This window comes from Bradyrhizobium sp. AUGA SZCCT0431, assembly GCF_018131065.1.
Classification (GTDB): domain Bacteria; phylum Pseudomonadota; class Alphaproteobacteria; order Rhizobiales; family Xanthobacteraceae; genus Bradyrhizobium.
This window is the reverse complement of the sequence record NZ_JAFCLR010000066.1, coordinates 1-26,727: the sequence shown is the minus strand read 5'-3', so window position 1 is coordinate 26,727 and position 26,727 is coordinate 1. Positions and strand designations below refer to the sequence as shown.

24 protein-coding genes and 1 pseudogene are annotated in these 26,727 nt (G+C 61.4%); 22 read left to right on the top strand and 3 right to left on the bottom strand.

Annotated features, from left to right (window positions below; genetic code table 11):
* Positions 1–372: 372 nt before the first annotated feature.
* From JQ567_RS36540 to ccoS, 10 genes and pseudogenes are all read left to right on the top strand, one after another.
* Complete coding sequence (locus JQ567_RS36540; protein WP_212443309.1) at positions 373–1,128, top strand: outer membrane protein; 756 nt, start codon at positions 373–375, stop codon at positions 1,126–1,128.
* Positions 1,129–1,200: 72 nt separating this feature from the next.
* Positions 1,201–1,539: a DNA-binding protein gene (locus tag JQ567_RS36535; protein WP_212443307.1), complete on the top strand. Its 339-nt coding sequence runs from the start codon at positions 1,201–1,203 to the stop codon at positions 1,537–1,539.
* 837 nt (positions 1,540–2,376) lie between these two features.
* Complete coding sequence (ccoN, locus tag JQ567_RS36530; protein WP_212443306.1) at positions 2,377–4,035, top strand: cytochrome-c oxidase, cbb3-type subunit I; 1,659 nt, start codon at positions 2,377–2,379, stop codon at positions 4,033–4,035.
* Between the two features lie 6 nt (positions 4,036–4,041).
* Positions 4,042–4,773 (top strand): cytochrome-c oxidase, cbb3-type subunit II, encoded by a 732-nt coding sequence (ccoO, locus tag JQ567_RS36525; RefSeq protein WP_212443305.1) that lies wholly within the window; start codon positions 4,042–4,044, stop codon positions 4,771–4,773.
* Between the two features lie 2 nt (positions 4,774–4,775).
* Complete coding sequence (locus JQ567_RS36520; RefSeq protein WP_409363656.1) at positions 4,776–4,955, top strand: cbb3-type cytochrome oxidase subunit 3; 180 nt, start codon at positions 4,776–4,778, stop codon at positions 4,953–4,955.
* Entirely contained in the window at positions 4,946–5,824 is an 879-nt protein-coding gene (gene ccoP, locus JQ567_RS36515; protein WP_212443303.1) for a cytochrome-c oxidase, cbb3-type subunit III, read from the top strand. Before JQ567_RS36520 ends, ccoP begins: the two co-directional genes overlap by 10 nt.
* On the top strand, positions 5,824–6,042 hold the full coding sequence (locus JQ567_RS36510) for a hypothetical protein (protein WP_212443302.1): 219 nt from the start codon (positions 5,824–5,826) through the stop codon (positions 6,040–6,042). The genes ccoP and JQ567_RS36510 overlap by 1 nt, the downstream gene beginning before the upstream one ends.
* A gap of 19 nt (positions 6,043–6,061) precedes the next feature.
* Positions 6,062–6,853, top strand: a complete 792-nt coding sequence (locus JQ567_RS36505; RefSeq protein WP_212443301.1) for a DUF2189 domain-containing protein — start codon at positions 6,062–6,064, stop codon at positions 6,851–6,853.
* A gap of 22 nt (positions 6,854–6,875) precedes the next feature.
* Entirely contained in the window at positions 6,876–9,155 is a 2,280-nt protein-coding gene (locus tag JQ567_RS36500; protein WP_212443300.1) for a cation-translocating P-type ATPase, read from the top strand.
* A pseudogene (gene ccoS / locus JQ567_RS38505) lies at positions 9,152–9,301 on the top strand (cbb3-type cytochrome oxidase assembly protein CcoS); the annotation flags it as partial. The gene JQ567_RS36500 and the pseudogene ccoS, both read left to right, overlap by 4 nt.
* A 205-nt stretch (positions 9,302–9,506) precedes the next feature.
* Here the strand turns inward: ccoS and JQ567_RS36490 are convergent.
* Positions 9,507–11,288, bottom strand: a complete 1,782-nt coding sequence (locus JQ567_RS36490; RefSeq protein ID WP_212443298.1) for an adenylate/guanylate cyclase domain-containing protein — start codon at positions 11,286–11,288, stop codon at positions 9,507–9,509.
* Between the two features lie 324 nt (positions 11,289–11,612).
* On the opposite strand from JQ567_RS36490, the gene JQ567_RS36485 reads away from it, so the two are divergent.
* The 3 genes from JQ567_RS36485 (at position 11,613) to JQ567_RS36475 (ending at position 13,911) form a co-directional block, all read left to right on the top strand.
* Entirely contained in the window at positions 11,613–12,554 is a 942-nt protein-coding gene (locus tag JQ567_RS36485) for an ABC transporter substrate-binding protein (protein ID WP_249165966.1), read from the top strand.
* Positions 12,555–12,794: 240 nt separating this feature from the next.
* Positions 12,795–13,076, top strand: a complete 282-nt coding sequence (locus JQ567_RS36480) for a transglycosylase (protein WP_212443296.1) — start codon at positions 12,795–12,797, stop codon at positions 13,074–13,076.
* A gap of 673 nt (positions 13,077–13,749) precedes the next feature.
* Entirely contained in the window at positions 13,750–13,911 is a 162-nt protein-coding gene (locus tag JQ567_RS36475; RefSeq protein WP_212443295.1) for a hypothetical protein, read from the top strand.
* Between the two features lie 68 nt (positions 13,912–13,979).
* Here the strand turns inward: JQ567_RS36475 and JQ567_RS36470 are convergent, their stop codons facing one another.
* Positions 13,980–14,432, bottom strand: coding sequence for a MarR family winged helix-turn-helix transcriptional regulator (locus JQ567_RS36470; protein WP_212443294.1), 453 nt, complete (start codon positions 14,430–14,432; stop codon positions 13,980–13,982).
* A gap of 83 nt (positions 14,433–14,515) precedes the next feature.
* On the opposite strand from JQ567_RS36470, the gene JQ567_RS36465 reads away from it, so the two are divergent.
* From JQ567_RS36465 to panB, 4 genes are all read left to right on the top strand, one after another.
* Positions 14,516–14,806 (top strand): DUF3861 domain-containing protein, encoded by a 291-nt coding sequence (locus JQ567_RS36465; protein ID WP_212443293.1) that lies wholly within the window; start codon positions 14,516–14,518, stop codon positions 14,804–14,806.
* A gap of 29 nt (positions 14,807–14,835) precedes the next feature.
* The gene (locus tag JQ567_RS36460) at positions 14,836–16,353 is read left to right on the top strand and encodes an MFS transporter (RefSeq protein WP_212443292.1); all 1,518 of its coding nucleotides are present in this window, start codon (positions 14,836–14,838) and stop codon (positions 16,351–16,353) included.
* 159 nt (positions 16,354–16,512) lie between these two features.
* Positions 16,513–17,529, top strand: a complete 1,017-nt coding sequence (locus JQ567_RS36455; protein WP_312017521.1) for an HlyD family secretion protein — start codon at positions 16,513–16,515, stop codon at positions 17,527–17,529.
* Positions 17,530–17,794: 265 nt separating this feature from the next.
* A complete protein-coding gene (gene panB / locus JQ567_RS36450; RefSeq protein WP_212443308.1) occupies positions 17,795–18,667 on the top strand; it encodes a 3-methyl-2-oxobutanoate hydroxymethyltransferase in 873 nt (290 codons plus the stop codon).
* A 264-nt stretch (positions 18,668–18,931) separates the two neighbouring features.
* On the opposite strand, the gene JQ567_RS38980 is transcribed toward panB, so the two are convergent.
* On the bottom strand, positions 18,932–20,185 hold the full coding sequence (locus tag JQ567_RS38980) for a site-specific integrase (RefSeq protein ID WP_212443290.1): 1,254 nt from the start codon (positions 20,183–20,185) through the stop codon (positions 18,932–18,934).
* Between the two features lie 284 nt (positions 20,186–20,469).
* Between JQ567_RS38980 and JQ567_RS36440 the strand changes: the two genes are divergently transcribed.
* From JQ567_RS36440 to JQ567_RS36420, 5 genes are all read left to right on the top strand, one after another.
* The gene (locus JQ567_RS36440; RefSeq protein WP_212443289.1) at positions 20,470–21,936 is read left to right on the top strand and encodes a HAMP domain-containing sensor histidine kinase; all 1,467 of its coding nucleotides are present in this window, start codon (positions 20,470–20,472) and stop codon (positions 21,934–21,936) included.
* A complete protein-coding gene (locus JQ567_RS36435; RefSeq protein ID WP_212443288.1) occupies positions 21,933–24,893 on the top strand; it encodes a bifunctional [glutamine synthetase] adenylyltransferase/[glutamine synthetase]-adenylyl-L-tyrosine phosphorylase in 2,961 nt (986 codons plus the stop codon). The genes JQ567_RS36440 and JQ567_RS36435 overlap by 4 nt, the downstream gene beginning before the upstream one ends.
* A 177-nt stretch (positions 24,894–25,070) precedes the next feature.
* Positions 25,071–25,448 (top strand): hypothetical protein, encoded by a 378-nt coding sequence (locus tag JQ567_RS36430; protein ID WP_212386825.1) that lies wholly within the window; start codon positions 25,071–25,073, stop codon positions 25,446–25,448.
* A gap of 7 nt (positions 25,449–25,455) precedes the next feature.
* Positions 25,456–25,641: a hypothetical protein gene (locus JQ567_RS36425; protein ID WP_212443287.1), complete on the top strand. Its 186-nt coding sequence runs from the start codon at positions 25,456–25,458 to the stop codon at positions 25,639–25,641.
* Between the two features lie 150 nt (positions 25,642–25,791).
* Positions 25,792–25,950 (top strand): hypothetical protein, encoded by a 159-nt coding sequence (locus tag JQ567_RS36420; protein WP_212443286.1) that lies wholly within the window; start codon positions 25,792–25,794, stop codon positions 25,948–25,950.
* Positions 25,951–26,727 lie beyond the last annotated feature (777 nt).

Here is a 26,727-nt window from a genome sequence, read left to right as displayed (position 1 = left end):
GATCGCGGCCTGAGACCGAACCGGTCCTGGCTTCTCACCGACTTCCTTGGAAGGGTGTTTTTACACGGCCAAGACCCATAGCGGACATTTGGCTAGCCCGGATCACCTCTCGCTGTGGCGAAATCAGTCTGACCGAGTTGGATCGGTTGCCCACTTTTCCCGGCGTGCCAATTCCGCGCGGAAGGGAATGGCACAAACTGCATAGTCCAATAGGACACGACTATTGCCATTTTTTCCCAAATCAAAGTTCGCCTGTGGCAATCCAGGTACAGGTCGAAGCAATCAAATCATTCATACTGGGCCGTGGAATGGGAATACATGTACACGCCGCGCGGCTGGAAGGTCGTTGGCTACACCGGAAGGGGATATACGATGAAGAAGTTTCTGATGGGTACGGTAGGTCTGATTGCGCTGGGCATGGGCGCTCCTGCGTCCGCCGCCGATATGGCCGTCAAGGCACGGCCACCCGCACCGGTGCTTCCGATGATCTACGATTGGAGTGGCTTCTACATCGGCGGCAACGGCGGTTGGGGTCAGAGCCGCAACTGCTGGGATTTCGTCGATGTGGCGGGCGTAGTCGTGGCTGACGGCTGCCGGGAGCGGTCGGGCGGCCTCGCCGGCGGGCAGATCGGCTATCGCTGGCAAGCCAATCAGTGGGTGTTTGGTCTGGAAGCGCAGGGCGATTGGGCCGATCTCAGCAACCAGCGCATCAGCATTATCAATCCTGCGTTCTCCACTCGCACCACGACCGATGGTATTGGCCTCTTTACCGGCCAGATCGGCTACGCTTGGAACGCAGCACTGCTGTACGTAAAGGGCGGCGCGGCAGTGACGAGCAACCGCTTTAGCATCCTCAGTACCCTTACCGGCGCTGAACTGGCCTCAGCTAGCGCGACCCGCTGGGGCGGCACCATCGGTGTTGGACTGGAGTACGGCTTCACACCAAACTGGTCGTTCGGTGTCGAATACAACCATCTCTTCATGGGCGACGCGAACAATTCGTTCTCGGTCGCCAATCCGATTGTTGCCGGTGCGCTCAACCGGATCAGTCAGGACGTGGACATGGTAACCTTGCGCATCAACTACCGCTTCGGCGGTTACGGGGCACCGGTCGCAGCGCGGTACTGATCTCGTCCAATTGCCTAATCTCCAGTACAGTAGGCCGGCAGAAATGCCGGCCTATTTTGTTGGAGGGATTACATGCCCAAAAAATCGGTCGGGTGCGCAGCTCGCCCACAGCCGGCTTCGCGACGCGCGGCTGCCGATCTCATAAATGAAGCGTTCAAGAAATCGGATGTTCCCGAAATATGTCATGCCATTGGCGCGGCCACCCACCTCTACAATATTTCTCACCTTGCGGAGAAATCTGGGATTGCGAGGACAAGCATTCATCGTGCGTTTGCACGCGATCCACAAAAACCGAACTTCACGACAATTCTTAGAGTACTCGATGCGATGGGCTTCCAGTTGCATGTCACGATGCGCCGGAATGCGGGAGCAGGGCGCTTGAAATCGGTTGAGAATGCCAAGAGCCTGTGACGGTGATGATCCCGCTAACATCAGCGCAGCAGACGATAGCTGACGGCGTATGGCCGCCCACCATCGCGAAGACGATCAAGATCGGTCATGCCGGTCAACAGGTAGGGACGTTACGGACACCCCGGGGGAAGAAATTTCGGCGTAAAGCATGCTTATTTCTGAAACTGCCCCGCCGTGTCGCGAGATAAAAAACCGATCAGATGCCCAACGCTCAACCCAAATGCACGCCCGTGGCACAGCCGTGGTCCGGTCAAACGACGCGAATGACCCATCTCGGACATCACTCCACGGCCCCGCAATATCAGTTCTTAAAAGGAAGCGTCCATCCTGCGGATTGATGTAGATCAAAAGCAGAGGTGGGGTAATTCGCCTGCGGCAATACGCCATCGAACTTAGGCGCTAGGGCTTACTCCATCGAACATTTTACGGTTGACGGGGCCAAGTAGAGCTAAGTCCCAATCGACCATTCGGTCAATCGATGAAACCTGCAAACTCCCTTGGGACCATCGCCACGAGCAAGACGAAGCGGGTCATGTTTCGCGTAACGAAATGCTCACCCTGGCGAATGCGCCTGACTATGCAAAAACGGACAGACGCCGGACTTGCGGCGTAGGTTCGTTCTTGCATACTCAAGCCCCCAAGCTTTCCTAAAACTTAGGCGAAAGCTGAGGCTTACCTTGCGCTCGTTTAGCCTTCTGGCTTGCCGCTGATGAGCCACAAGACTCAGAAAACTCATTTGGACGGATTGCAGCGATGGAGTAGCCTGCTCGTCGGGTCAGGGCACATTATGATGCTTGACTTGCCGGCTTCCCACTTCCTGGAGAGAGCTGCGAACCCATGATAGCCCAACTGACAAATTACGAGCGGCAGCTTGCGCTCATCATTCTACTGGTGATTTCCGTGTGCGGATTGGCGATGGCCGCCGCCGGCGGTGGCGATCCCCTGGGCATTCATGGCGCCATAGTCCTGCTGGCGGGCATATTGGGGGCATTCGGCGTCATCTCCGGTTACTACAGCCCGGAGCCCGGCGATGACCGGCTGGACCGTTATTTCGACGATCCCAGCCGGATGGGTGTTATCCTCGCAATGGTCTGGCTCGTGCCGGCACTTTTCGTCGGCGACTGGATCGCGTGGCAACTTGCCTACCCGGACCTGACGTTTGATGCAGCCTGGTCGAGCTTCGGCCGCCTTCGTCCGGTGCACACGTCCGGCGTGATCTTCGGCTTCGGGGGCAACGCCCTGATCGCAACCTCGTTCTATGTCCTGCAGCGAACCACGCGCGCGCGCCTGCCCGACCAGTTGAGCCCGTGGTTCGTGTTGCTCGGCTACAATCTGTTCTGCGTCATCGCCGCAACCGGCTACCTGATGGGCGTCACGCAGTCGAAGGAATATGCCGAACCGGAATGGTACGCGGACATCTGGCTGGTGATCGTCTGGGTTACCTACTTCATCATCTATTTGCGAACGCTGGTGCGCCGCAAAGAGCCTCATATCTATGTGTCGAACTGGTACTACATGGCCTTCATTCTGGTCGTGGCAATCCTGCACATCGTCAACAATCTGGCGATTCCGGTGTCGCTCGGTCATGCCAAGAGCTACTCGGCATTCTCCGGCGTGCAGGATGCGATGACGCAATGGTGGTACGGCCACAACGCCGTTGCGTTCTTCCTGACCGCCGGTTTCCTCGGCATGATGTATTATTATCTGCCGGTCCGCGCCGGCCGCCCGATCTTCTCCTATCGGCTGTCCATCATCAGCTTCTGGGGCATCACCTTCATGTACATGTGGGCGGGTTCGCATCACCTGCACTACACGGCGTTGCCGCAGTGGGTGCAGACGCTCGGCATGACGTTCTCGGTGATGCTGCTGGTGCCGTCATGGGCTTCGGCCGGCAACGCGCTGCTCACGCTGAACGGCGCCTGGCACAAGGTCCGCGACGACGCGGTCCTGCGCTTCATGATGGTCGCGGCGGTGTTTTACGGTCTGGTCACCTTTGAAGGCTCGTTCATGGCCATCCGTTCCGTCAATTCGCTATCGCATTATACCGACTGGACGGTCGGCCACGTCCATGTGGGCGCCCTCGGCTGGGTCGCGATGATTACATTCGGCGCAATCTACGCCTCGGTGCCGTGGCTCTGGAAGCGCGAGCGGATGTATTCCGCCAGGCTGGTGGAAGTGCACTTCTGGCTCGCGATTACTGGAACGATAATCTACGTCTTTGCGATGTGGAATTCCGGCATCGTCCAGGGGCTGATGTGGCGGACTTACAATGAAAGCGGAACGCTCGCCTACTCCTTCGTCGAATCCGTAGTTGAGATGCGTCCCTACTATATCGCGCGCGCCATCGGCGGCCTCTTCGTCCTGATCGGCGCGCTGGTCGCCTGCTACAACATCTGGATGACCATACGGACCGCAGATCAGCCGGCCGACCAAAGGCTGGCCGATCGCCCCGTTCCAGCGCTCGCAGGCGCTACCGCGCCTCAACCGGCGGAGTGAACGCACATGTTCAACCTGCATTACCGGCTTGAGCGCAAGACCATCGGCTTTCTGCTCGCCATTATCGTTGCGGCCAGCATCGGCGGTGCGGTCGAGATCATTCCGTTGTTCACGATCCATCAGACCGTCGAGGACGCGCCGAACATGCGGGTCTACACCCCGCTCGAAATCGCCGGCCGCAACATCTACATCCGCGAAGGCTGCTACGCCTGCCATTCCCAGATGATCCGGACCTTGCGCGACGAGGTTGAACGCTACGGCCCGTATTCGCTCGCCGTCGAATCCAAATATGATCACCCGATGCTCTGGGGATCGAAGCGGACCGGTCCCGACCTGGCACGCATGGGCAACAAATATTCGGACGAATGGCACGTGCGGCATCTCAACAACCCCCGCGACGTGGTTCCTCAATCAGTAATGCCGCACTACGCCTGGCTCGGGCGCACCGAACTGCGGAGTGATGACCTCGGCGCGCATCTGGCGGCGCTGCGCAAGGTCGGCGTCCCCTATACCGACGAGATGGTCGCCAATGCGAGGTTGGATGCCTACGGTCAGGCGGCGCCCGATACACCTTACGCGGAAGGTGTCACCAAGCGATATGGCGCGGCGACGAATGTAAGGGCCTTCGACGGCAAACCGGGCAATCTTACCGAACTCGATGCCCTGGTCGCTTATCTGCAGATTCTCGGCAAGCTGACCGACGCTGCGCATAAGCCGGTCGCCGCGGCGGGAGGTTGATCATGGACAATGATTTTGTGGTCTGGTTTTCGAAGTCGTTCGGTCTGTTCTATCTGATCGCGCTCTCGATCGGCGTGCTGGTCTATGCGTTCTGGCCGTCGAACAAGAAGCGGTTCGACGACGCCGCGCAATCGATCCTCGACCATGAGGACAAGCCGCACAGGGATCAGCCATGGCGGTAGAAGAACGCGATCCATACACCGGCTATATGACCACCGGTCATGAGTGGAACGGCATCAAGGAATTGAACTCGCCGGTTCCGCGGCCGGTCTATTTCTTTTTGATCGTGACGGCGTTGTTCGCCGTTGGCTACTGGGTGCTGATGCCGGCATGGCCGCTCGGTGTGACCTACACCAAGGGCCTGCTCGGCATCGACCAGCGCAACATCGTGACCGAAAGCGTGAAGCAGGCCGCTCTCGAACGCGGCGTCTGGACCAAGCGCATCGAGGCTGAAAGCTTCAAGGAGATCCAGGCCGATCCCCGACTGATGGAACGGGTGCGGCAGACCGGCCGGACACTGTTCGGCGACAATTGCGCGCCGTGCCACGGATCGAATGCACGGGGCGGCCAGGGATTTCCGAACCTGACGACGGCGTCATGGCTTTGGGGCGGCGACCCCGAAAGCATCGCCGAAACCATCCGGGTCGGCATCAATTCGGCCCATCCGCAAACCAGGACGTCGCAGATGATGGCGTTCGGGCGCGATCAGATGCTCAAGAAGGACGAAGTCGAAAACGTCGTGAACTATGTGCGCAGTCTTTCCGATCCGGCGGTCACAAAGGACGTGCCCGCGGCGAAACTCGACGCCGGTAAGGCCGTCTTCGCTGCCAATTGCGTCGCTTGCCACGGTGACGACGCCAAGGGCAAGGCTGATCTCGGTGGACCTGATCTGACCGATCGACTTTGGATCTACGGCGGCGACGCGGAATCGATCTACACGACGGTGTGGAGCGGCCGGCAAGGCCAGATGCCAGGCTGGGAGGGAAGACTTTCGCCGCTCGACCGCAAGATTCTCACGCTTTATCTGTTCGATCTTCGTCGGGAGCAGTGATGAGCGACACCGGCGCAGCGACGGGGCAGTTCAGGACAAAGGCCGTTGTTTGGGCCGCGGTCGGTGCCGGGCTGCTATTGGTGCTGATCGCCAACTCGCACCTGGTCTATATGGCGGTCACATCGCAACCGGAGTGCGTTGCCCATGTCCGCCAGGGCGAAGGCAGCCCTGGGGACGGAAAATTCAGCGCTGCAAAATCGTCATGCACACCGCGGTGAGAATGCAGGGAGACCAGCGATGATTTCGATCCCGGACGTTGTTCCGCCGCTGCCGCAAGCGCAGACCTGGAAGCGCAACGTCGCCCCCGCAGCCGCTTTGGGCTGGCTCTCGGCCGGCTGGCGCGATTTCAAAATCAATCCGGCGGCCAGCATCAGTTACGGGGTGCTGGTATTTCTGGTGTCGGTCGTCACCGTCGTCGGCCTGTTTGCCCTGCGCCTCGACTATATCCTGCTTCCTGCGTTTGCGGGCTTCATGGTGGCTGGGCCGATCATTGGAATCGGACTTTACGAAAAGAGCCGGCGCATCGAGGAAGGCAGGCCCGTCAGCCTGTGGAACATGATCTTCGTCAGGCCGGATTCAGGCGGTCAGATTCTATTCGCAGGCGTGCTGCTTCTTGGGCTGACGCTATTGTGGATGCGCGCGGCGGTCATCCTTTATGCGCTGTTTTTCGGACTACGCCCGTTCCCCGGTCTCGACCACATTGTCCCGATGCTGTTCACGACCGCGATCGGCTGGGCGATGCTGGTAGTCGGCAGCGCGGTCGGCGGCCTGTTTGCAGCCTTCGCATTCGCCATCAGCGCCTTTTCGATCCCGATGCTGCTGAGCGAACGCACCGATGCGCTGACCGCCATGGGCACCAGTATGGCGCTGGTGTGGAGCAATCTTCCGGTCATGCTGACCTGGGCGGCGATCATGCTTGCGCTGATTTTTGTCGGCATCGTCACCGGCCTCTTAGGAATGATCGTCGTTTTCCCGGTGCTGGGACACGGAAGCTGGCACGCCTATCGCGCGATGCAGTCCCGAGCATAACGAGACAGTTGGAGTTCCTGCGATGGGTTGCTGCGCACCGGGAGCCGAACTGGCATTGCTTGCTCCGGATGCTCGCGGAACCGGGGAGGAAGTCCTGCTCGCCAGCCGCATCGTGGCCGACGGCGTGCGCCAGACCGATCTGTCGGTGCCCACGGTGCATTGCGGGGCATGCATCCGGACCATCGAGACGGCGCTCGGCGGGCTTGCCGGCGTGGAAAGCGCCCGCGTCAACCTTTCGACCAGGCGTGTGACCGTCAGATGGCGCTCCGAAAGCGCTCCGCCGCCTTTTCTCGAAACGCTCAAGCAGGCCGGTTTTGCGGCCCATTTGTTCGACATCGAGTCGGATGACGGGAACAGTGAACTGTCGGAATTGATACGCGCGCTTGCGGTCGCGGGATTCGCCGCCAGCAACATCATGTTGCTTTCCGTCTCGGTCTGGTCGGGCGCCGAATCCGAGACTCGCGACCTGTTCCACTGGCTGTCGGCCATCATCGCACTACCCGCGCTGGCATATTCCGGCCGGATATTTTTCCGTTCGGCATGGCGGGCCCTGCGGCATCGGCGCACCAATATGGATGTACCGATCTCCATCGGTGTACTGCTCGCCTTCGGCATGAGCCTTTACGACACCACGCAGCATGGGCCGTACGCCTATTTCGATGCGTCAATCTCGCTGCTGTTCTTCCTGCTGATCGGGCGCACGCTCGATCACATGATGCGCGAACGGGCCCGGCTGGCCGTGAAGGGACTGGCGCAACTCGCGGCACGCGGCGCGCGGGTGCTGCAAGCGGACGGCAAGCAGATCTATCTTCCGGTGAACGAAATCCAGACCGGTATGACCATCATGCTGGCGGCAGGCGAACGTGTGCCGGTCGACGCAACCGTTATCAAGGGGACGTCCGGACTGGATGCTTCGCTGATCTCCGGAGAGCAAACACCGGTGTCGGCGACCATCGGATCCCTGCTGCGGGCAGGCACTTTGAACCTGACAGGGCCGCTGACGATCGTCGCGACGGCGACGCCGGACAATTCGTTCCTGGGCGAGATGGTGCGGATGATGGAGGCTGCCGAACAGGGTCGCTCGGCCTATCGCCGCATCGCCGATCGTGCCGCCAGCCTGTACGCGCCGATCGTCCATCTCACGGCGTTGTTCGCGCTTGCCGGCTGGCTCCTCGCAACCGGCGATATCCACCGCGCGCTGACAATCGCCATTGCGGTTCTGATCATCACCTGTCCTTGTGCGCTTGGCCTCGCGGTACCAATGGTGCAGGTCGTCGCGGCCCGGCGGCTGTTCGAGAGCGGCATCATGGTGAAGGACGGCGGCGCGCTCGAGCGCCTTGCCGAAATTGACACGGTCGTGTTTGACAAGACTGGAACGCTGACGCTAGGCCGTCCGCGCCTGATCGGATCTGATAGCATGGACCGGGAGGCAATCGGGATTGCGGCTGCACTGGCCTCTCATTCCCGGCACCCTTATTCGCGCGCGCTGGTCGAAGCGGCCGCCGATCTTCCAACATCTCGCATCGTGTTCGATGAAGTCTCAGAGCACCCTGGGTTCGGTCTTGAGGCGCGCTCCGGCGTTGTCACTTACCGGCTCGGCCGGCCGGAATGGGCACTTGCGAGCCGGGCCAACGCCGGGCGGATGTCAGGCGATGAGTCCGTCGTACTTTCCAAAGGCGGACACCGTCTGGCCGAGTTTCGTTTCGAGGATTTTCTGCGCGCGAATGCATCGACGGCGGTGACCGAACTGGAGAACGCCGGCATCCTAGTCCAGGTGGTTTCCGGCGATCGTGAAGCCGCGGTAGCGCCAATTGCTCGACAACTCAATGTTCCCTGCTTCGCTGCGGTATTGCCCGCCGGAAAGATCGCGCACATCGCAGCGCTTGAAGCTTCGGGCCGGAAGGTTCTCATGGTGGGTGACGGCTTGAACGATGCGCCGGCGTTGGTGGCCGCGCATGCCTCGATGGCGCCGGCTACCGCGGCGGATATCGGACGTAACGCGGCCGATCTGGTGTTCTTGCGCGAGAGCCTGTCCGCAGTGCCTCAGGCGATTTCCGTCGCACGCAATGCCAGGCGGCTCGTTCGGCAAAACTTCGCCCTTGCGATCGCCTATAATCTGGTCGCGGTCCCCGTCGCCATCATGGGCTATGTGACGCCGCTGGTCGCAGCCGTGGCGATGTCTGCATCGTCGATGCTGGTCGTCGCCAACGCGCTGCGCCTCAGGAGCCCGCGAAGGATCGTGCCACGCGCTGTTGCGGAAGCGCAGCTTTCGGCCAAGGGCATGATGGAGGCCGCCGAATGAATGGCTATTTTTATCTGATACCGATTGCGCTCGGTCTCGGCATTACCGCACTTGCAGCCTTTATGTGGTCCCTCAAGAACGGACAATACGATGATCTCGAAGGTGCGGCGGAGCGGATTCTGCATGAGGAGACTGATGCTCCGATTCAAACACCTCGCGGAAACGTAAACAGCCCTAGACCGTTTCCTGGGCAAGACTCGGGCACCTTACTGGATCGCGGTGCCGAATTTGCGAAGTCTCTTGATGGCACTTTTCGGACCTGACGCATCTGATCGGCGATGTCCGCTGATCGAGGCAGAGCGGAAGTTCGCGGCGCGCTGTCAAAGTGACGCGATTGACCCAACTCGGACATCAGCCCTCAGGCACCCCGGCCAACCGCATGCCCTCAATCGCGCGGTCGCTCCACGCAAGGAAGGTCGGATTGTCGCTCCGTGCATACGTGGCATCACGAAAGCGACGAATGGTGAAGCTTGGATCGAGCGAAAGTCCCGCTTGCGCCGCGGCCCGCGCTTCGTCCAGCTCCCCGAGCCGCACCAGCACAGCCGCGAGAAGGAAATGCGCGGCGGAATAATTTCGGTTTGCGTCAAGGCCCCGGCGCAGCCAGACGACTGCTTCGGCATCGGCACCGAGCTGAGCCTTGGCGAGGCCGACCCATGCCATCCATCGATCGGCAAGGGTGTCGCGAGGAGAAAGGCGGAATGCCTCGTTGATGTGAGATTCGGTTTCTGCGCCTCGACCAAGTAAAAACTTGGCGATGCCGATGAGAACGTGAGCGCCGGCCAAATTGCGATCCAGTGCCAGTGCCCGCTCGCATTGAGCAATGCCTTGAGCCACGCGTTTCGTAAACATTTGCACGAGGCCCAGATACACGTGTGCGAAAGCGTGGTTCGGCGCGAGCGATAGCGCTTTGGTTAAAGTCGCCTCGGCCGAGGTGAACCGCGCTGAATAATCGTCGGTCATAAGGGCACCTCCGAGTACGGCATCGACCCGCGCCAAACCGACCATGACCTCGACATTTCCCGGATCGAGCACCATGGCCTGCTCGAAAAAGCCGCGCGCTTGTACCATGTGATCGGGGGTCAGCCCCTTGTTAAACCAAGCCCTACCTCGGAACACCAAGTCCATCGCGTCTGGATGCGGAGAACGCTCCGCTCGCCGGGCCTCGGCGGCAACGAGTTCGGCATTTAATGAGTTGGCGAGCCTCGATACGATTTCGTCCTGCATGACAAAGAGGTCGGCAACGGGCTTGTCAAAACGCTCCGCCCAGAGGTGGTTGCCGGTTTCGGCATCGACCAGCTGCACGTTGACCCGAAGGAGGTTGCCACCACGTTGCACCGACCCTTCGAGCACGTAGCGGACGTTCAACTCACGTCCGAGCCTCACTACGTCGACCGCCTTGCCTTTGAAGGTGAACGCGGTGTTGCGCGCAATCACGAACGCGCCATTGATCCGCGACAAGTCGGTGGTCAGGCTCTCGGTCACGCCATCGACGAAGTAGTCTTGCTCGGGATTGCCTCCGATGTTTGCGAACGGCAAAACAACGATGGACAACCGGGGAGTTGATGATGGCAGCGAAGCAGCTCGGTCGGTTTTCGCGTTCAGGCCAACGGCATAGGCCCGCACCGGGTCGTCGATGTTCTTGAGGTTCTGCTGACCCAGATCGGCGAACTCAAGGCCGACCTTGCCTCGGACTTGATCGTAGGCAGCAGACGAGATGCAGATGCCGCCCGGTTCTGCGATGCTTTCAAGCCGCGCAGCAATGTTAACTCCGTCGCCGAAGATGTCGTGGGGTTCAACGATTACGTCACCGATATTGACGCCCACGCGGAATACAATGCGTCTCTCTTCCACGTCACCGGTTGTAAGCTCGCTAACACGCGCTTGGAACTGCACCGCAGCCCGGATGGCTTCGACCGCGCTCGGAAACTCCGCCAAGAACCCGTCGCCGGTGTTCTTCACGACACGGCCGCCGTGTTCGGCAATTGCCGGGGCGACGGCGTCGGTTAGGAGGGCGGCCAGTTTGGCATGGGTCGCCTCCTCGTCATTGTGCATCAACCGCGAGTAGCCAGCTACGTCAGCGGCCAATATCGCCGACAACCTCCGCTCGACCCGGACTGGTCGCTCCTGCACCATGGCCCACGATCCAACCTAGATGCGATTGTACGACAGATCAGATGGGATGCCCACTAACGCTGATGTCGCATATTGGCACCTTTGAGACATGCCGACGACGGCAACGATGTCTGTTTATAGGGGTGGAGCGGAAGTGATCGGCGGCCGGCCAAAACGACGCGAATGACCCGAAGGTGACATTCGGCCTGATCGGGTCCTGAGGCCGTCCTGGGTCCAATTGTCGCCCACCAGCCTCATTGCTGTGCTAGATTTCCAAACGTTTCGCTCGGGAGGCGACATGCGACGTCGCGACTTTGTCACGGCTCTTGGCGGCGCAGTGACAGCTTGGCCGCTAATAGCGTTTGCCCAGCAGGCTATGGGCAGGATCGGGCGCATCGGTTACCTGGGGGCTGCATCTGCCGCAGACGGCCGCGGGGGGGGGAAGCCCTTGAAAACGGACTTCGGGAGCTTGGCCATGTGCCCGGAAGGTCTGTCCTCATCGAGTATCGCTGGGCGAGCGGAAAACTCGAACAGCTCGATGTGCTTGCCGGTGAGCTGGTGCGGCTACCGGTCGACGTTTTGGTCGCTCCGACGACGTCGGCGGCCTTAGCGGCCAAGCGTGTCACCTCGACCGTTCCCATTGTTTTTGCCACCGTCGCAACGCCTGTTGAACTCGGTTTGGTAAACAGCCTCGCGAGGCCAGGCGGAAACGTCACTGGGTTGAGTTACTACATTTCTCCAGAGATCGTGGGCAAGCAATTGCAGCTCCTTCAAAGTATCAGTCCCCGCATCTCCCGCGTGGCCATTCTCTGGGTTCCGGGCAATGCCGGACTTCCACCCATGTTGGAGGAAGCCACGAGAGCCGCAGAACAGCTGGGACTGCAACTTCGGCTGATCGAAACGCAGGAGCCCGCTGATTTCGAGGCTGCCTTCCGGTCGATGGTTGAACAGCGCGCCGACGCGCTCCTAGTGCTTCCCGATGCAAGGCTGTCTGAACACCGGATAGCATTGGGAATGCTAGCGCTGGAGAACAGGCTGCCGGCGATGTTTGGCTCGAGAGAGGACATGGCGGCAGGGAGTCTGATAGCCTATGGACCCGGGCGGCTCGACTTGGTCCGTCGCTCCGCAGGTTACGTCGACAAAATCCTTAAGGGCGCAAGGCCGGCCGACCTTCCGGTCGAGCAGCCGACCAAATTCGAGCTTCTAATCAACTTGAAAACCGCGAAGCAGCTTGGCATCACGGTGCCGTCAGCGCTGCTGGCGCAAGCCGACGAGGTGGTCGAATAGAGCTCTTTTGCTGCGGTGCATGGGTCCGTTCATGGCACTTTTCGGAAGTGCCAACCGGCACGGAGAGAGTCTGCTTATCGGGGTAGACTGGAAGTGGTCGGCCTAAATTTTTGGGTCGCTGATTTCACGACATGTTGGTCGACTTCTCTCCCGTAAAGGCGCACCGTTCCTGTGACGCTTGAACTGAAGCGTCCCAACGTTTGTGGAAACTTATCTAAACCACACTCAAGGCGGCCTAACATGCCCGCCCCAGACCCCGTCGTAACGTTTATTGTAGTTCTCGTAATCGGCCTTGCCGCTGGCTTTCTGTTCGACCGGCTTGCGGGGCCGTCATGGCTTGCTCGTCAATTCTCCGGATCAACCCGCGGCATCGTCACAAGCGCATTGGTGGGTACCGCTGGCGCGTTGATTGGCTATCACATCGCGGTGCTTCTCGCGCTCGGCGGCGGGATAGTGACGTCGGTAATTGCAGCGGCGCTCGGGGCGACTGTCGTGCTGTTCGCTTGGCGGATGGCGAAATAATAAAAATTTTTCTGCTCGTGGCACTTTCGAGACATGCCGACCGACGCGGAACGTCCTCGATATAGGCGCCGGTGCGTTGCGCGAGCAGCACCGCCGTTTCGAGCGTGGATTGCATGGTCGGGGTGTTTTGGGTTGGTACCAAAATCGTCTGCATCGTCAGCCCCGCTCGTTGCAAATGAGCGATAGTCCCACGCAGCCAAGACGGCACTGACTTTCGACAGGCTAAACCTTCGAGGCAAGACCGCCAAGACTTCGGCCTAAAGGTTCCGTCGGCGTTGCTTGTGACCCCAGCCGAGGTGATCGAATAAACGGGAGTGATGTCGCTTATTGGCCGACTCGAGCGCGCCGCACTGCAGCATTCCGCTCCCGCAAACCGACCGTCCCCTCGCGCCTTTTGATGATCAGGGCTATTCTTTCTCTCCGATCGTGGTTTCGGCGAAGCGCGTGAATGGCAAGAAATGAGCCGCACAGCTTTCGTTGGTGATCAAATGGCGCACAGCGGCCAAAAGGGCTTCGGCATGACCAAGCACGGCCGATCAGGGCACGCGACCCGATCGCCGCGTTTCCGCTTCCTGCAGAAGCTCGAAGCACAAAAGAACGATCGCAGGGACCGCTCTCGGATCAAGGACCCGAAACAGTCCGTCGAAGAGCTATTCCATCCCCGGAAGCCAACATGAACCTGACGAACAAGCTAAGTCCGGGTCTACGTCGGCTGCTGGAGGAAAAACGGGGAGCCATCGCGGGCGAGGACACTGCGCATAATCTCCGGCACAACCCTGCAGTCATCAATGCGTATCTTGGCGGCGGCGCCGACCAAGCGCCTGCGGTGTCATGATTCAGAATTGACTTTCTGAAACCCGTCCCGTTCTCCGATCGCTGCGGCAAATCGAATGCTGTCATGGCTCAGGAGTCTTGAGTGGCCAATAGGCTGCCGCTGGCGGCAAGCCTCGCGCGCATCTTAGACAGAACACGGCGCAGAACCTCCCGTTCTTTCAGGCTCACGTCCTGCAGCACCTCCACGCCGGCCTGTGCACGATGGCGAAGCAGCAGCTTGGACGCTTGCTTCCCTTCGGGTGTCACGCTGAGGCTCTGCGCGCGCCAATCGCGCGGATGGGCCTGACGCGTGATGAGCCCACGCGTCTCGAGCTCCTTTATCGTGCGCGCCACCTGCGCTTTGTCCCGCCCGGTCGACGTCGAGAGCGCCTGCTGCGAGCAGCCGGGGTAGCGGGCAATCAGGGACAGCGTTCGCGCCTGGAACGGGGCGAGGCGCAACTCGTCAAGCACGGCAAGCCCCTGCAACCGCACGTGAAAGGCGTTCGACACGGCACCGAAGAGATCAAGCAGCTCGTCATCCATGTCGACAATATATCTCCTCAGTTGACAATATCAATCGATAGTCTAGGTTGATGATATCAACTGACCAACCCTCCGAAGCCGCCATGCCACACAGTTACCGCGTCACCGTCCAGGAGCTCGGGCCCTCTGCCTTGTCCGGCGCCGGTGTGCTGACGTTTGACACCACCAACCACGACAATGTGCTGCAGGTCCTCACCCGCGTGCGCGAGCGGCACGCCGTGCCGGACGAAGAAGCGGCCGAGTTCACCATCGGTCTCAAGCTCTTTGCTGAAGTCATCATGCGGCATCGCCGTGAGCCGCTGTTCGCAGAGCTGTTCCCGCACTTCAATGTCTTCATGAAGAAATTAAAGAAACACAACGGAGCCCAAGACTGAGCCGCGGTGTGTACTCCGGACATCAATCCATGAACCCCAGACCCCTGATCGGCCTGGCCGGCGTTCTCGTCGCCGCCTTGAACGCCGAGTTCAACGAACTCGTCATGGCCACGGCCCTAGTCGACGTGCGCGGCGCGCTCGGCATCAGCCACGACCCCGGGCTCTGGATCGAGAGCATCTACGCGTCCGGTATCGCGCTCGGGATGGCCCTCGCACCCTGGCTCTCCGTCACGTTTACGCTGCGCCGCTTCACGTTGTTCGCCATTGGGCTCACCTGCAGCACGACGCTGCTCATCCCCTTCGCGCCCGATCTCTCGGTGATGCTGGGCCTGCGCCTGTTCCAGGGCCTTGGTGGGGGCTTCACCATTCCCCTGCTGATGACCACTGCTTTGCGGGTGCTCGCGCCGCCGATCCGCCTGTACGGCCTTGCCGTCTACGCGCTGACTGCCACGTTCTCGCCCGCCATCAGCACCTCCGTCGCGGCGTTCTGGACCGATGTCATCGACTGGCGCTTCGTGTTCTTCGAGGCGCTGCCGCTCGGCGCGATCGCGACCGTCCTCGTCTGGTACGGCCTGCCGCAGGATCCGCCGCGCTACGACCGTCTGCGGCAGTTCGACTGGCGGGGTGCTCTGCTCCTTGTCGTCGGCGCGGGCTCCCTGACCACGCTGATGTACCACGCCAACCACCAGGACTGGTTCAACTCGACGGAGGTCTGCGTGCTCGTTCTCATGTGTGCGGCTGCCTTTCCGCTGCTCGCTGTCAACGAGTGGTTCCACCCACTCCCACTGCTCAAGCTGCAGATGCTCAAGCGACGGAACTTCACCTACGGGGTGCTGGGGCTGTTCCTCTTCCTCGTCCTCAGCCTGTCCTCCTCTCTGGTGCCGCAAACATATCTGGCCCAGGTCCAGGGCTATCGTGCCCTGCAGGGGCACTGGATCACGCTCCTGATTGCGCTCGGGCAATTCCTGATGCTGCCGGCGGTGGCGTTCCTGCTCGACCGAAAGTGGGCCGATGCCCGCGCCGTGACGCTGTGCGGGCTGGCGCTCGTCGGCGCGGCCTGCCTCGGCAGTGCCGCGATCGACGCCTCCTGGAATCGCGAGCAGTTCTATCTCTGGCAAACGCTGCAGGCGGTCGGCCAGCCCATGGTCGTGCTGCCGCTGCTGATGATTGCCACGAACGCCGTGAAGGGCCCGGAGGAAGGTCCGTTCGCCTCGGCGCTTGTCAACACAACCCGTAGCCTGGCCGCACCGGTCGGGACCTGCATTCTGGAACTCATCGGGCGCTGGCGTGGTGCGCTCCATTCCGAGCGCCTCGTCGACCAGGTCGGCCAGAACCGCTTTCAGCCAATGCAGGCTCCCAACGGCTTGCTGCCCGGCGCGAGCGAGCAGGCGGCGCGGCTCGCCCATGCCGTCGAGATTCAGGCGAGCGTGCTCACGACCGCGGACACCTTCCTGGTGCTGGCCGCATTCGGTGTCGCCCTGGCGCTGCTCGTCCTCCTCCTGCCGGTTCGCACCTACCCGCCGCGCATCCTGTTCGCGAAGCACTGAGGATTCATGTCTACCCCTACAACAGCACCTCAGCCTTCGACTCCGACGGCTCCAGCGGCGCCGCCGAACATCGCCGAACCCACGTCCAGGACGGACGGGCTCGCGAGCCTCTGGCCCTGGGCCCTCGCGAGTCTCATTGTCCTCGGGTTCGTCGGGGTGGTGACCTTGCGCATCGTCGCGCCGAGACCAGACATCTGGACCGACAACGCATACGTGCGCGTGCACTACGCCGCCATCGCGCCGCGCGTCTCCGGCCAGGTCACCTCTGTCCACGTTCAGAACAACGACACGGTCAAGGCCGGGCAGGTGTTGGTCGAACTCGACGACCGCGACTACCGCGCGGCCGTTGCCTCAGCCGAGGCGACCCTAATCCGCGATCGAGCCATGGTCGAGAACGCGGCGGCGTCCGTTGTCCGGCAGGGGCCGGTTATGGAGCAGGCCAGGGCGCAGCAAAATATCGCGGAAGCCCAGCTCTCGTTCGCGGAAGCCGATGCCAAGCGCTACGAGTATCTCGCCACGACCGGGTCGGGCACGATCAAGACCCAGCAGCAGGCCGATAGCACCCTACGTCAGAGCAAGGCCGCCCTGGAGGGTGCGAAGGCCGCTGTGGAGGCTGCACAGGCGCAACTGAAGGTCCTGCAGACCCAGGAGGCGTCGGCCCGCGCGAGCGTGCGCGCCAGCGAAGCGCAGCTTGAGCAGGCGAAGCTCAATCTCTCCTACACGAAGATTCTGGCCCCCGTAGACGGCATGGTCGCTCAGCGCGGCGTGCAGGTGGGCAACTATGTCAACTCAGGCACCGGGCTGATGGCCGTCGTGCCTCTGTCCGAGGTCTACGTCGAAGCCAACTATCGCGAGGTCGAACTCAAGCACGTCCAGGCTGGCCAACGCGCCCGCATCCACGTGGATGCCTACGACATCGACCTGGAAGGAAGGGTGGTCGGCGTGCCGGCCGCGACAGGGGCCACGTTCGCGACGATTCAGCCGGACAACGCCACCGGCAACTTCACCAAAATCGTCCAGCGCCTGCCCGTGCAGATCGTGATTGCGCCCAACCAGCCGCTCGCCCGACTGCTGCGGGTCGGTCTATCGGTCGAGACGACCATCGAGACTCGGCTCGCCGACATCGTCGGCCAGTATCGTGACGTGGCACAACCGGCCATCGCGCCATCGCGCTGAGCAATAATGATCTCGTCTAATGATCGCGCAATCAACAGGCGTTTTCATGCTTGAAGCCGCGATGTTTGAGACGTTAATTTCGTTTTTCCGCTTCGCCGTTGACAGTTTTCGTTTCTCTCGTGCTTCCTTTGAGAAGCCGAGTGACATGTTCGGTCACTTCGGACGCGGCGCGGCGCTTTTCGGGATAGCGAGCGGGCGATATCAACCGATATCACTTCGCGCCGCAGAGTCAAATTGGGGGGCGATCGACAGATCGGGATCTAGGATGAGCCACATTTCGAAGCCGCAAGTTGAACGCGTCACCATTCCGATGCTGCAGCGGTGGAGGGAGGAAGGGCGGCGTATCGTGATGACCACGGCCTACGACTCGGTTGCGGCGCGAATCGCGGACTCCACCGTCGATGTCATCCTCGTCGGCGACAGCGTCGGCAACGTCTGCCTGGGGTTCGAGAACACCCTGCCGGTCAGCGTGGCGATGATAAACCATCATCTCGAGGCCGTTGCGCGCACGAAGCCCCGTGCATTGCTCGTCGCCGACATGCCCTTTCTCAGCTTTCACCTCGGCGTCAAGGAAACGATACAGAATGCCGGGGGATTCTTGCAACGTGGCGCCGCCGCGGTGAAGCTCGAGGGAGGTGCCAAGCGCATCGATATGGTCCGCGCCTTGGTCGATTGCGAAATTCCCGTGATGGGCCATTTGGGTCTCACCCCCCAGAGCGTCAACGTCATGGGTGGATTCAAGGTGCAAGGTCGAAAAGCCGATGAGGCCTTGCGTTTGCTCGACGACGCCTGCCGACTGCAGGAGGCCGGATGCTTCGCCCTGGTCTTGGAAGGCATTCCGGCCGAGCTTGCCGCTCGCGCGACCGAATCCCTGGCAATACCGACCATCGGAATCGGCGCGGGACGCGGCTGTTCGGGGCAGGTGCTAGTGTTTCACGATGTCCTGGGCCTGACCCAAGACCAACGCCCGAAGTTCGTTCGCACCTACGCGGAAGGTTTTCGGTTGCTGCAGGATGCGCTTTCGCGCTGGGCAGCGGACGTCCGCAGTGGAGCGTTTCCGGGACCGCAAGAATCCTATCGTCTTCCAGATGGCCTTGGCGATGCAATCGCAAGCTGGACGCCGAACAATCCAACCTGAGATCGAGCGATGCAAACGAGCTTCGTGGTGCGGTAGCGCTCGGTCGTCAAACGCATCGGCTTCGTGCCGATTTCCCCCAGGGCACCTAATGGCTTAAGTCCGATGGTCCCTTGCGTCTACTAGTTTCGCCACGTCCGCCTGTTTGATTTCCATAGCTTTCTCGTCCCAGGCCGGCAAATCTTTTCCAAGATGGTGGGAGTCTTCTCTTGGGTCGCTTCGCCTCGATAAGCTGACAACCGCACGCTATGGGTCGCTCACGCCTCATTAAGCGACCAGCTTGAGCTTTTGCCGCTTTCTTTCGGGTGGCTGCTCGTCCAACGCATTCTTGCGCGGCTTGATGAAGTCAGCCCACGCCTGCAGCGCCTCGCGACGTCGCTTGATCATCTCGCTGTCCCAATACGACAGTTCAGCCTCATCGCCGATACGGTGCGACAGGCAGAACTCAAGCACTTCGCGGCGAAAATTGTGCTCGTTGTTGTCAGCGCCCCAATTCCGGAAGCTCGTGCGGCAGCCATGCATGGTGGATTTGACGGCAGTGCGCTCGATGGCCCCAACAAGCGCGTTCGCCCGGAACGGCTGATGTTCCTCCGCGTGGTCGGAGGGGAACACGTACTTATCCGTGCGCGGCATCGATTGGATGATATCGATGGCCTGATCTGACAACGGAACGAGATGCGGCTTCGGCTCTAGCTCGCCCTTGATCTTCATCTTCTCAGCCGGAACCATCCACGTCCGTGCTTCGAAATCGAGCTCCGTCCACTCCATCAGCCGGATTTCTTGGCTCCGCGATACGGTGAGGATGCCGACTTCTGTGCAGCGCGCGGCGTTGCCGGGATCATAGCGCAGCCCAGTCATCATTCCCGGCATCTTCGTATATGGGGCGGACCGATGCCCCTTCTTGCGATTCAGCTTGCGGGGCGACGGCAGCAGGTGTTTGAGGTTGCCGCGCCATGCGGCCGGGTTCTCGCCCGTGCGCAGTCTCAACGCTTTGGCGGCGTCCATCAGCCGCTCGATCCGCTGGCGCGTCCGCGAAGCTGTGACCGGCTTCACGGTCCAGATCGCCTTGAGCGCCTCCAACACGTGCTCGGTAGTGATCTCCTGAAGCTTCTTGTCGTGCAGGCTCGGCACGTCCCGGATAGAGCGCTGCCACTGCTTCAACTCCTCTTCGGACAGCCCTTGGCACCAATCAGGATACTGCTCCTCGGCAAACTCCTTGAACGTCTTGCTGCCCTGAGCAGTGGCCCGCTTCTTGACGCGCGGATCGATGCCCTCGCGCTTCAACGCGACTTTATAGTCGCGCGCCTTCTCGCGCGCGCTGCTTAGGGTCAGAACGTCACCGCTTGCGCCGTCGCGGTCGCCAGCCCTGGCGAACTCCATCTGCGCCCGCTTGCCCTCGAGGTCGGTGAAGCGGAAGGCCCACACCCGATCACCGCTCTCGCGCACCACCAGATAAAGCCCCCCACCGTCCGCGTGAACGCCAGGTTGCAGGGATTTAACTTGGTTCGAATTAAGTGCCACTTTAACGTTCCCGTTCCGCTTACCACTTACCGTCACGGATGTTCGGTCGTGATGGTCAGTTGTTCCAAAATCGACCTGCTTTGGATGTATGACCGTCACGGATACTCTAGAAGGGAGAGGTGCGTCAACTTACCGTTTTTTCGCCAAAACCGGCCGGCGTTCGGCGATGTTCAGCGAAGTCAGACGACGGTAGACGCAGCTAATACATTGAAAATAAAATGAAATAAAACTGGTGTCGACGGTCAGTGATAGCAGACGCAGCGCTCAAATTGGATACATGATCCGTGACGGCATTCGGTAAACTGATCCGCACCACGGCGTTCCGCCTGACGCTGGTCTATCTGTTTTTGTTTGCGCTGTTTGCCGCCTCGCTGCTGGGCTATTTCGCCTGGAATACCCGCCGTTTGATCAACGAGCAGATCACCACGACCGTCAACGCCGAAATCGGCGAGATCGAGATCATCTACGCACGCCGCGGTCTGCAGGGCCTTGCCCTCACGCTCGGCCGCCGCACGCTGCGGCCCGGCGCCAACCTCTATCTCGTCACGACGCCGGCGGGAACGGCGTTCGGCGGCAATGTCGAATCGCTCTCTCCAGGCGTGATGGGCTCGATCGGCTGGTCCGAGACGGCGTACCGCCGGCTCGACGAGCAGGATACCGCCAATCATCGCGCGCTGGTGCGCGTCACCGAACTCAGCAACGGCTTTCGCCTGCTGGTCGGCCGCGATCTCGAGGAACGAAGGCGGATGTTCGGCATCGTCGCCAACGCCGCGCAATGGTCGCTGCTGGTCGTCATCGTGCTCGGCCTCGGCGGCGGCGTCTTCGTGGCGCGGCGGGTGCTGCGCCGGATCGACGCCATGACCGGCACCACCCGGCGCATCATGGCCGGCGATCTCTCCGGCCGGCTGCCGGTCGGACGCAGCGGCGACGAGCTCGATCGGCTCGCGGAAAATCTCAACGCCATGCTGGAGCGCATCGAGGCCCTGATGATGGGCCTCAAGGAAGTCTCCGACAACATCGCCCATGACCTGAAGACGCCGCTGACGCGGCTGCGCAACCGCGCCGAGGAGGCATTGGCGAGTTCCGGCAGCGAGAGCGAATACCGCGCCGCGCTGGAACGCACCATCGAGGAATCCGACGGCCTGATCCGCACCTTCAACGCGCTGTTGATGATCGCGCGCGCCGAGTCCGGGCAGGCGCGCGGCAACATGGACGATTTCGACGCCGCCGACGTCGCAAAAGGCATCCACGAACTCTACGAGCCGCTGGCCGAAGACGACGGCCTGACCTTGCGCGTCAGGGCCGCACCCGCAGCCCTGCACGGCAACCGCGAGCTGATCAGCCAGGCGCTGGCCAATCTGGTCGAGAACGCGATCAAATACGGCAAGCCGGACCCGGCGGTGCAGCCGCTGGACGCCGCCGTGGCGGCACGTTCCAAAGAGATCCTGATCGAGTCGCGGCGCGAGGGCGATTCCGTGCTGCTCAGCGTCACCGATCATGGCCCCGGCATTCCCGAAGGCGATCGCAAGCACGCGGTGGAACGGTTCGTGCGGCTGGAAGCCAGCCGGACGCTGCCAGGGTCCGGCCTCGGCCTCAGCCTGGCCTCGGCGGTGGCAACCCTGCATGGCGGCGAACTGCGGCTCGGCGATGCGCATCCGGGCCTGGTTGCGACGCTGGCCATTCCGGCGCGCGCGGCCTCCGGTGACAGGCTTGCGGCTCAAACGCAGGATGTGCCACAGAAGGTGGCATGAACTCATCCGCGCCGGGCAACGCGGAAGGACAGGGCCTCGCCGCGCGCTTCGTGGACGGGCCGCATGTCTCCGCTTCCAGCAATGCCGAACAGATATTCTCAGCCTGGCTCTCCGAACTGGAGCCGGCGCAGTCGGCTGCGCTCGAGGCCGTGCTGGCGCAGCCGTTCGCCAGGCGCATCCTGCTCGGGACAGCGGAATTCTCGCCCTATCTGTTCGATCTGATACGCGCCGACGCCGCGCGGCTGATCCGCCTCTTGGCGTGCGACCCGGAGTCGCACCTTTCGACGCTGATCGAGAAAACCACCAACGACGTATTCAATGCGGCCAGCGAAGCCGACGTGATGCATCTGCTTCGCCGCATGAAGGCGGAAGCCGCGCTGATGACCGCGCTGTGCGACATCGGCGGGGTCTGGCCTGTGATGCGGGTGACGGCGGCGCTGACCGATCTCGCGGTTGCTTCAGTGCAGGCGGCGCTGCGGTTCCTGCTCCGCCAGGAAGTCGTGCGCGGCCGGATGAATGCGGCCAACCACGATCGGCCGGAAGAAGGCTGCGGCCTGATCGTGCTCGCGATGGGCAAGATGGGCGCTGGCGAACTGAACTATTCCAGCGACATCGACCTGATCGTGTTTTTCGATCCCGCCGCGACGTCGTTGGTCGCCGACATCGAGCCGGCGCCGTTCTTCGTGCGCGTCACGCAGGCGCTCGCACGGATTTTGCAGCAGCGCAGCGGCGACGGCTATGTGTTCCGCGTCGATCTGCGCTTAAGGCCCGATCCCGCCTCGACTCAGGTCGCGATGTCGACCGACGCGGCGCTGCATTATTACGAGCGGGAAGGGCGCACCTGGGAACGCGCCGCGATGATCAAGGCGCGGCCCTGCGCCGGCGATCCCAAGGCGGGCGAGGCGCTGATTGCCGAACTGGCACCGTTTGTCTGGCGCAAGCATCTCGATTTTGCGGCGCTCGCCGACGTCCACGATATGAAGCGGCAGATGCAGACCTATCGCGGCCAGGGCGAGATCTCGGTCGAGGGGCACAACGTCAAGGTCGGCCGCGGCGGCATCCGCGAAATCGAATTTTTCGCCCAGACCCAGCAATTGATCGCGGGCGGCCGGCATCCGCATTTGCGGGTGCGGCCGACGCTGCAGGCGTTGCAGGTGCTGGCGACCAGCAACTGGATCACGTTTCAGGCGCTGGAAGAACTCACCATCGCCTATGAATATTTGCGCCGCGTCGAACACCGCTTGCAGATGATATCCGACGAGCAGACCCATGCGCTGCCCGAGGAGCCTGAAGCCGTGGAGCGTTTTGCAAACTTCTTCGGCTATGAAAGCCGCGCCGCCTTCGCAAAAGACCTGCTCGACCATCTCAACACCGTGCAGGGGCACTACAGCAAGCTGTTCGAGGGCGATCCGACCGGCACCGAGAAACTGCCAGATGTCAATTACGGCGCGGGACCCGAAGACCCGCGGCTGCTGGATCATCTGGCGACGCTCGGTTTCAAGAAGCCGATCATGGTCGCAGGCACCCTGCAGCAATGGATGGCGGGCGATTATCGCGCGCTGCGCAACGGGGCCACCAAGACCGCGTTCGTCGAGTTCATCCCCGGCCTGATCGACGGCCTCGCGCATGCCGAAGACCCCGACGATGCCGTGACCGCGTTCGACCGCTTCCTCGGCGCCTTGCAACGCGGCGGCCGGCTGATCTCGTTGCTCAGCCAGAACCGCGATCTCGTTGCACTGGTCGCGCTGATCCTCGGCGCCGCACCCCGGCTCGGCGACATGCTGGCGCGCCAGCCGCAAATCATGGACGGGCTGATCGACCCGCGCTTCTTCGGCGCGATGCCGGACCAGAAGGAATTGTCCGCACGCCTGGCGACGACATTGAAGGACGCGGATTCCTACGAGGACTTCCTCGACCGGCTGCGGTTGTTCGGCCAGGAAAGCCTGTTCCTGATCGGCACGCGCATTCTTTCAGGTACCGTATCGGCGCAGCAGGCCAGCGTCGCCTTTGCCGACGTCGCCGAAGGCATCGTGCACACCGTGCATGGCCTCGTCACCGACCAGTTCGCGACCCAATATGGCCGCATCAAAGGGCAGGAGACCGCGATCCTCGCGATGGGCCGGCTCGGCAGCCGCGAGATGACCGCGTCCTCCGATCTCGATCTGATCCTGCTCTATGATTTCGACGGGGAGCATCCGGATTCCGACGGCGAACGGTCGCTGCACGGCGCGCAATATTTTGCGCGGCTGACCCAGCGCCTGATCTCGGCCTTCACGACGCGGACCAATTACGGCGTGCTCTACGACGTCGACATGCGGTTGCGCCCGTCGGGCCGCGCCGGCCCGGTGGCGTCGCGGATTGATTCCTTTGCCGACTATCAGGAACGCGAAGCCTGGACCTGGGAGCACATGGCGCTGACGAGGGCGCGGGTGATTTCGGCGTCGCCTGCGTTCCGCAAGAAGATCGAGGACATCATCCGCGGCGTGCTGGTCCGCTCCCGCGATCCCGCCAGCACCGCTGGCGACGTCGCCGACATGCGCCGCGCCATCGCGCTGGAAAAGGGCGAGGACGACATCTGGGACCTGAAACTCGCCGCCGGCGGCCTCGTCGATATCGATTTCATCGCGCAATATCTGCAGCTCGCTTACGCGGCTCAGAAGCCCGAAATCCTCAGCGTCTCCACGCTGCAGGTGCTCGACAACGCCGCTCGGTCAGGCGTGCTGCCGCAAGCCGAAGCCGAAGTGCTGCGCTCCGCCACGCGGCTCTATCACGACCTGACCCAGATTTTGCGTTTGTGCGTGAACGGCAAGTTCAACCCGGAAACCGCAGGCGAAAACCTGCAGCGCGTGATGGCGCGCGCCGGCGACACCCCGGATTTCTCGACGCTGCAGGCAAGGGTAAGGGAGACCGAGGTGGAGGTGAGGCGGGTGTTTCTGGCGTTGGTGGGTGGCGGGTAATTCACAAAACGCGCGATGCGTCGTGGATTCGCTAAGCAGCAACCTTTGGCCATGGAAATTCCGCGCATCATTTGGCGGGAAGGCAGTACTAATACCGGGAAGCGCCAAACTGCCTGCGAGTGCCTTGTGTTCCCGCCACAGTAGGCGCAACACCTCTTGGGCAGGGGGAAGTCAAAAATGCGAAATCTCGGGATCGTGGTGCTTTGCACCGCGCTGGCTGGCTGTGCGTCGAGTTCATCTGATATCATGCCGGCCTACGTCTCGCCGGTCGCGTATCAGAGTTATACGTGTCAGCAACTGGCTCAGGAAGCACAGGCCGTTTCAACGCGGGCCGCTTCGCTATCGGGCGTTCAGGATCAAAAGCGAACCAACGACGGCCTGGCAACCGCTGCGGCCGTTGTCATCTTTTGGCCAGCCGCTTTTTTCGTCGGCGGCGACAAGCAGACCGCAGCCGAGCTTGCCCAAATGAAGGGGCAGATGGTTGCCATTGAACAAGCCGCAAACATCAAGAAGTGCGGCATCCAATTCCAGGGGCAACGGCCACCGGGGACATGAGCCGACCATGACCGGCGATGAATCAAGGAATCTCAAGGTCGGTAGTCGCATTCGCTGGGGTGCAGATGAAGGCGATCAGGCAACCGTCACGGAGAGGAACTGGTCGGGCGTATCCCTTAAATGGGATAATCGGGCCGAACAGTCCATTTTGCACAATGACATGAAATTGGCGTTTCTCATTTCAAGGAAATGATACTTGTATCGCCAAATCCACCCAGGCTGCGCTTTTCCCCGTACCACCGCCGCTTGTACAAATTCGCACAGGGTGAGCAATATTGATCAGCGTCTTGGGGCGGACAGCGTGCATATTGGCGGGATCACTACCCCGCCAAGAGGCCGCGAAATGAAAATCATGACGCAAAAAATCAGGGAGCATACGTGCTCGGCCTGCAAAGGAACGGGCTTCCCCGTGGTGAAGCAGCCTGTGCTGGCAACCCGCAGAATCTATCCGGCCAAGTGCGTGGCCTGTACCGGCAAGGGAAAAATTACCGACGCCGAGTGAGGCGGTCTTCCGCGATGCGCAATTGCCGATCGGGAATGAGATAAGAAAAAGTCGAGCGCAATCAACAAAATTGCCCGACGGGCAAATCGTTTCCGATTATCGGAAGTAATGTCAAGCCCCGAAACAAAAAATATTTCGCTTTTCCAGAAGGAAAATCAGTGACACAACTATCACCATCCCGTCCCACTCAGAGGGGCGTTGGCCATCGTCACAACGAGGGGCGGGTCGCGGTGGACGCCGATGTTGCGATTGACGCGCGCAACAAAGGCGTACGGTGAAGTCGTGTGGTCCTGACGCCCCGATGCTGGCGTCAAGTTCGTGAGAAGCTCACGCTTCCACGGGCGACGGTGACAACGAGCCCGGCCCGACCGGGGAGAGCACGAAGCAAGCCGTAAAGCCATTGCGCAGGGAATGTCGGATCGCCTCCGCTGCCCTGTATGCTCGTGTGCAGCTTTCTTTGCACTATTCGCACACGAGACCGCGGGTGCAGCGCGCATCCGGCATTCCCTGCGCCCTCTGAATTTCGAGGGCAAGGAAATTTCTGTCAAACCTCGGGCGCAATGCGTCGCGAGATTGCGAAACTATATCCACGTCGTCCCGGTGAAGGCCGGGACCCATACGCCGCGGCCCATCGGTAAGAGCGCCGGCGTTAGTGACCTTCCGCAACAACGAGCGTCACGGCGTATGGGTCCCGGCGAAGGCCCTAGGGCATGCACACATCTAGTTTATTGGGGATTCCCGAATCGGCATTTTGTGTGATTCATATTGTGACACTTC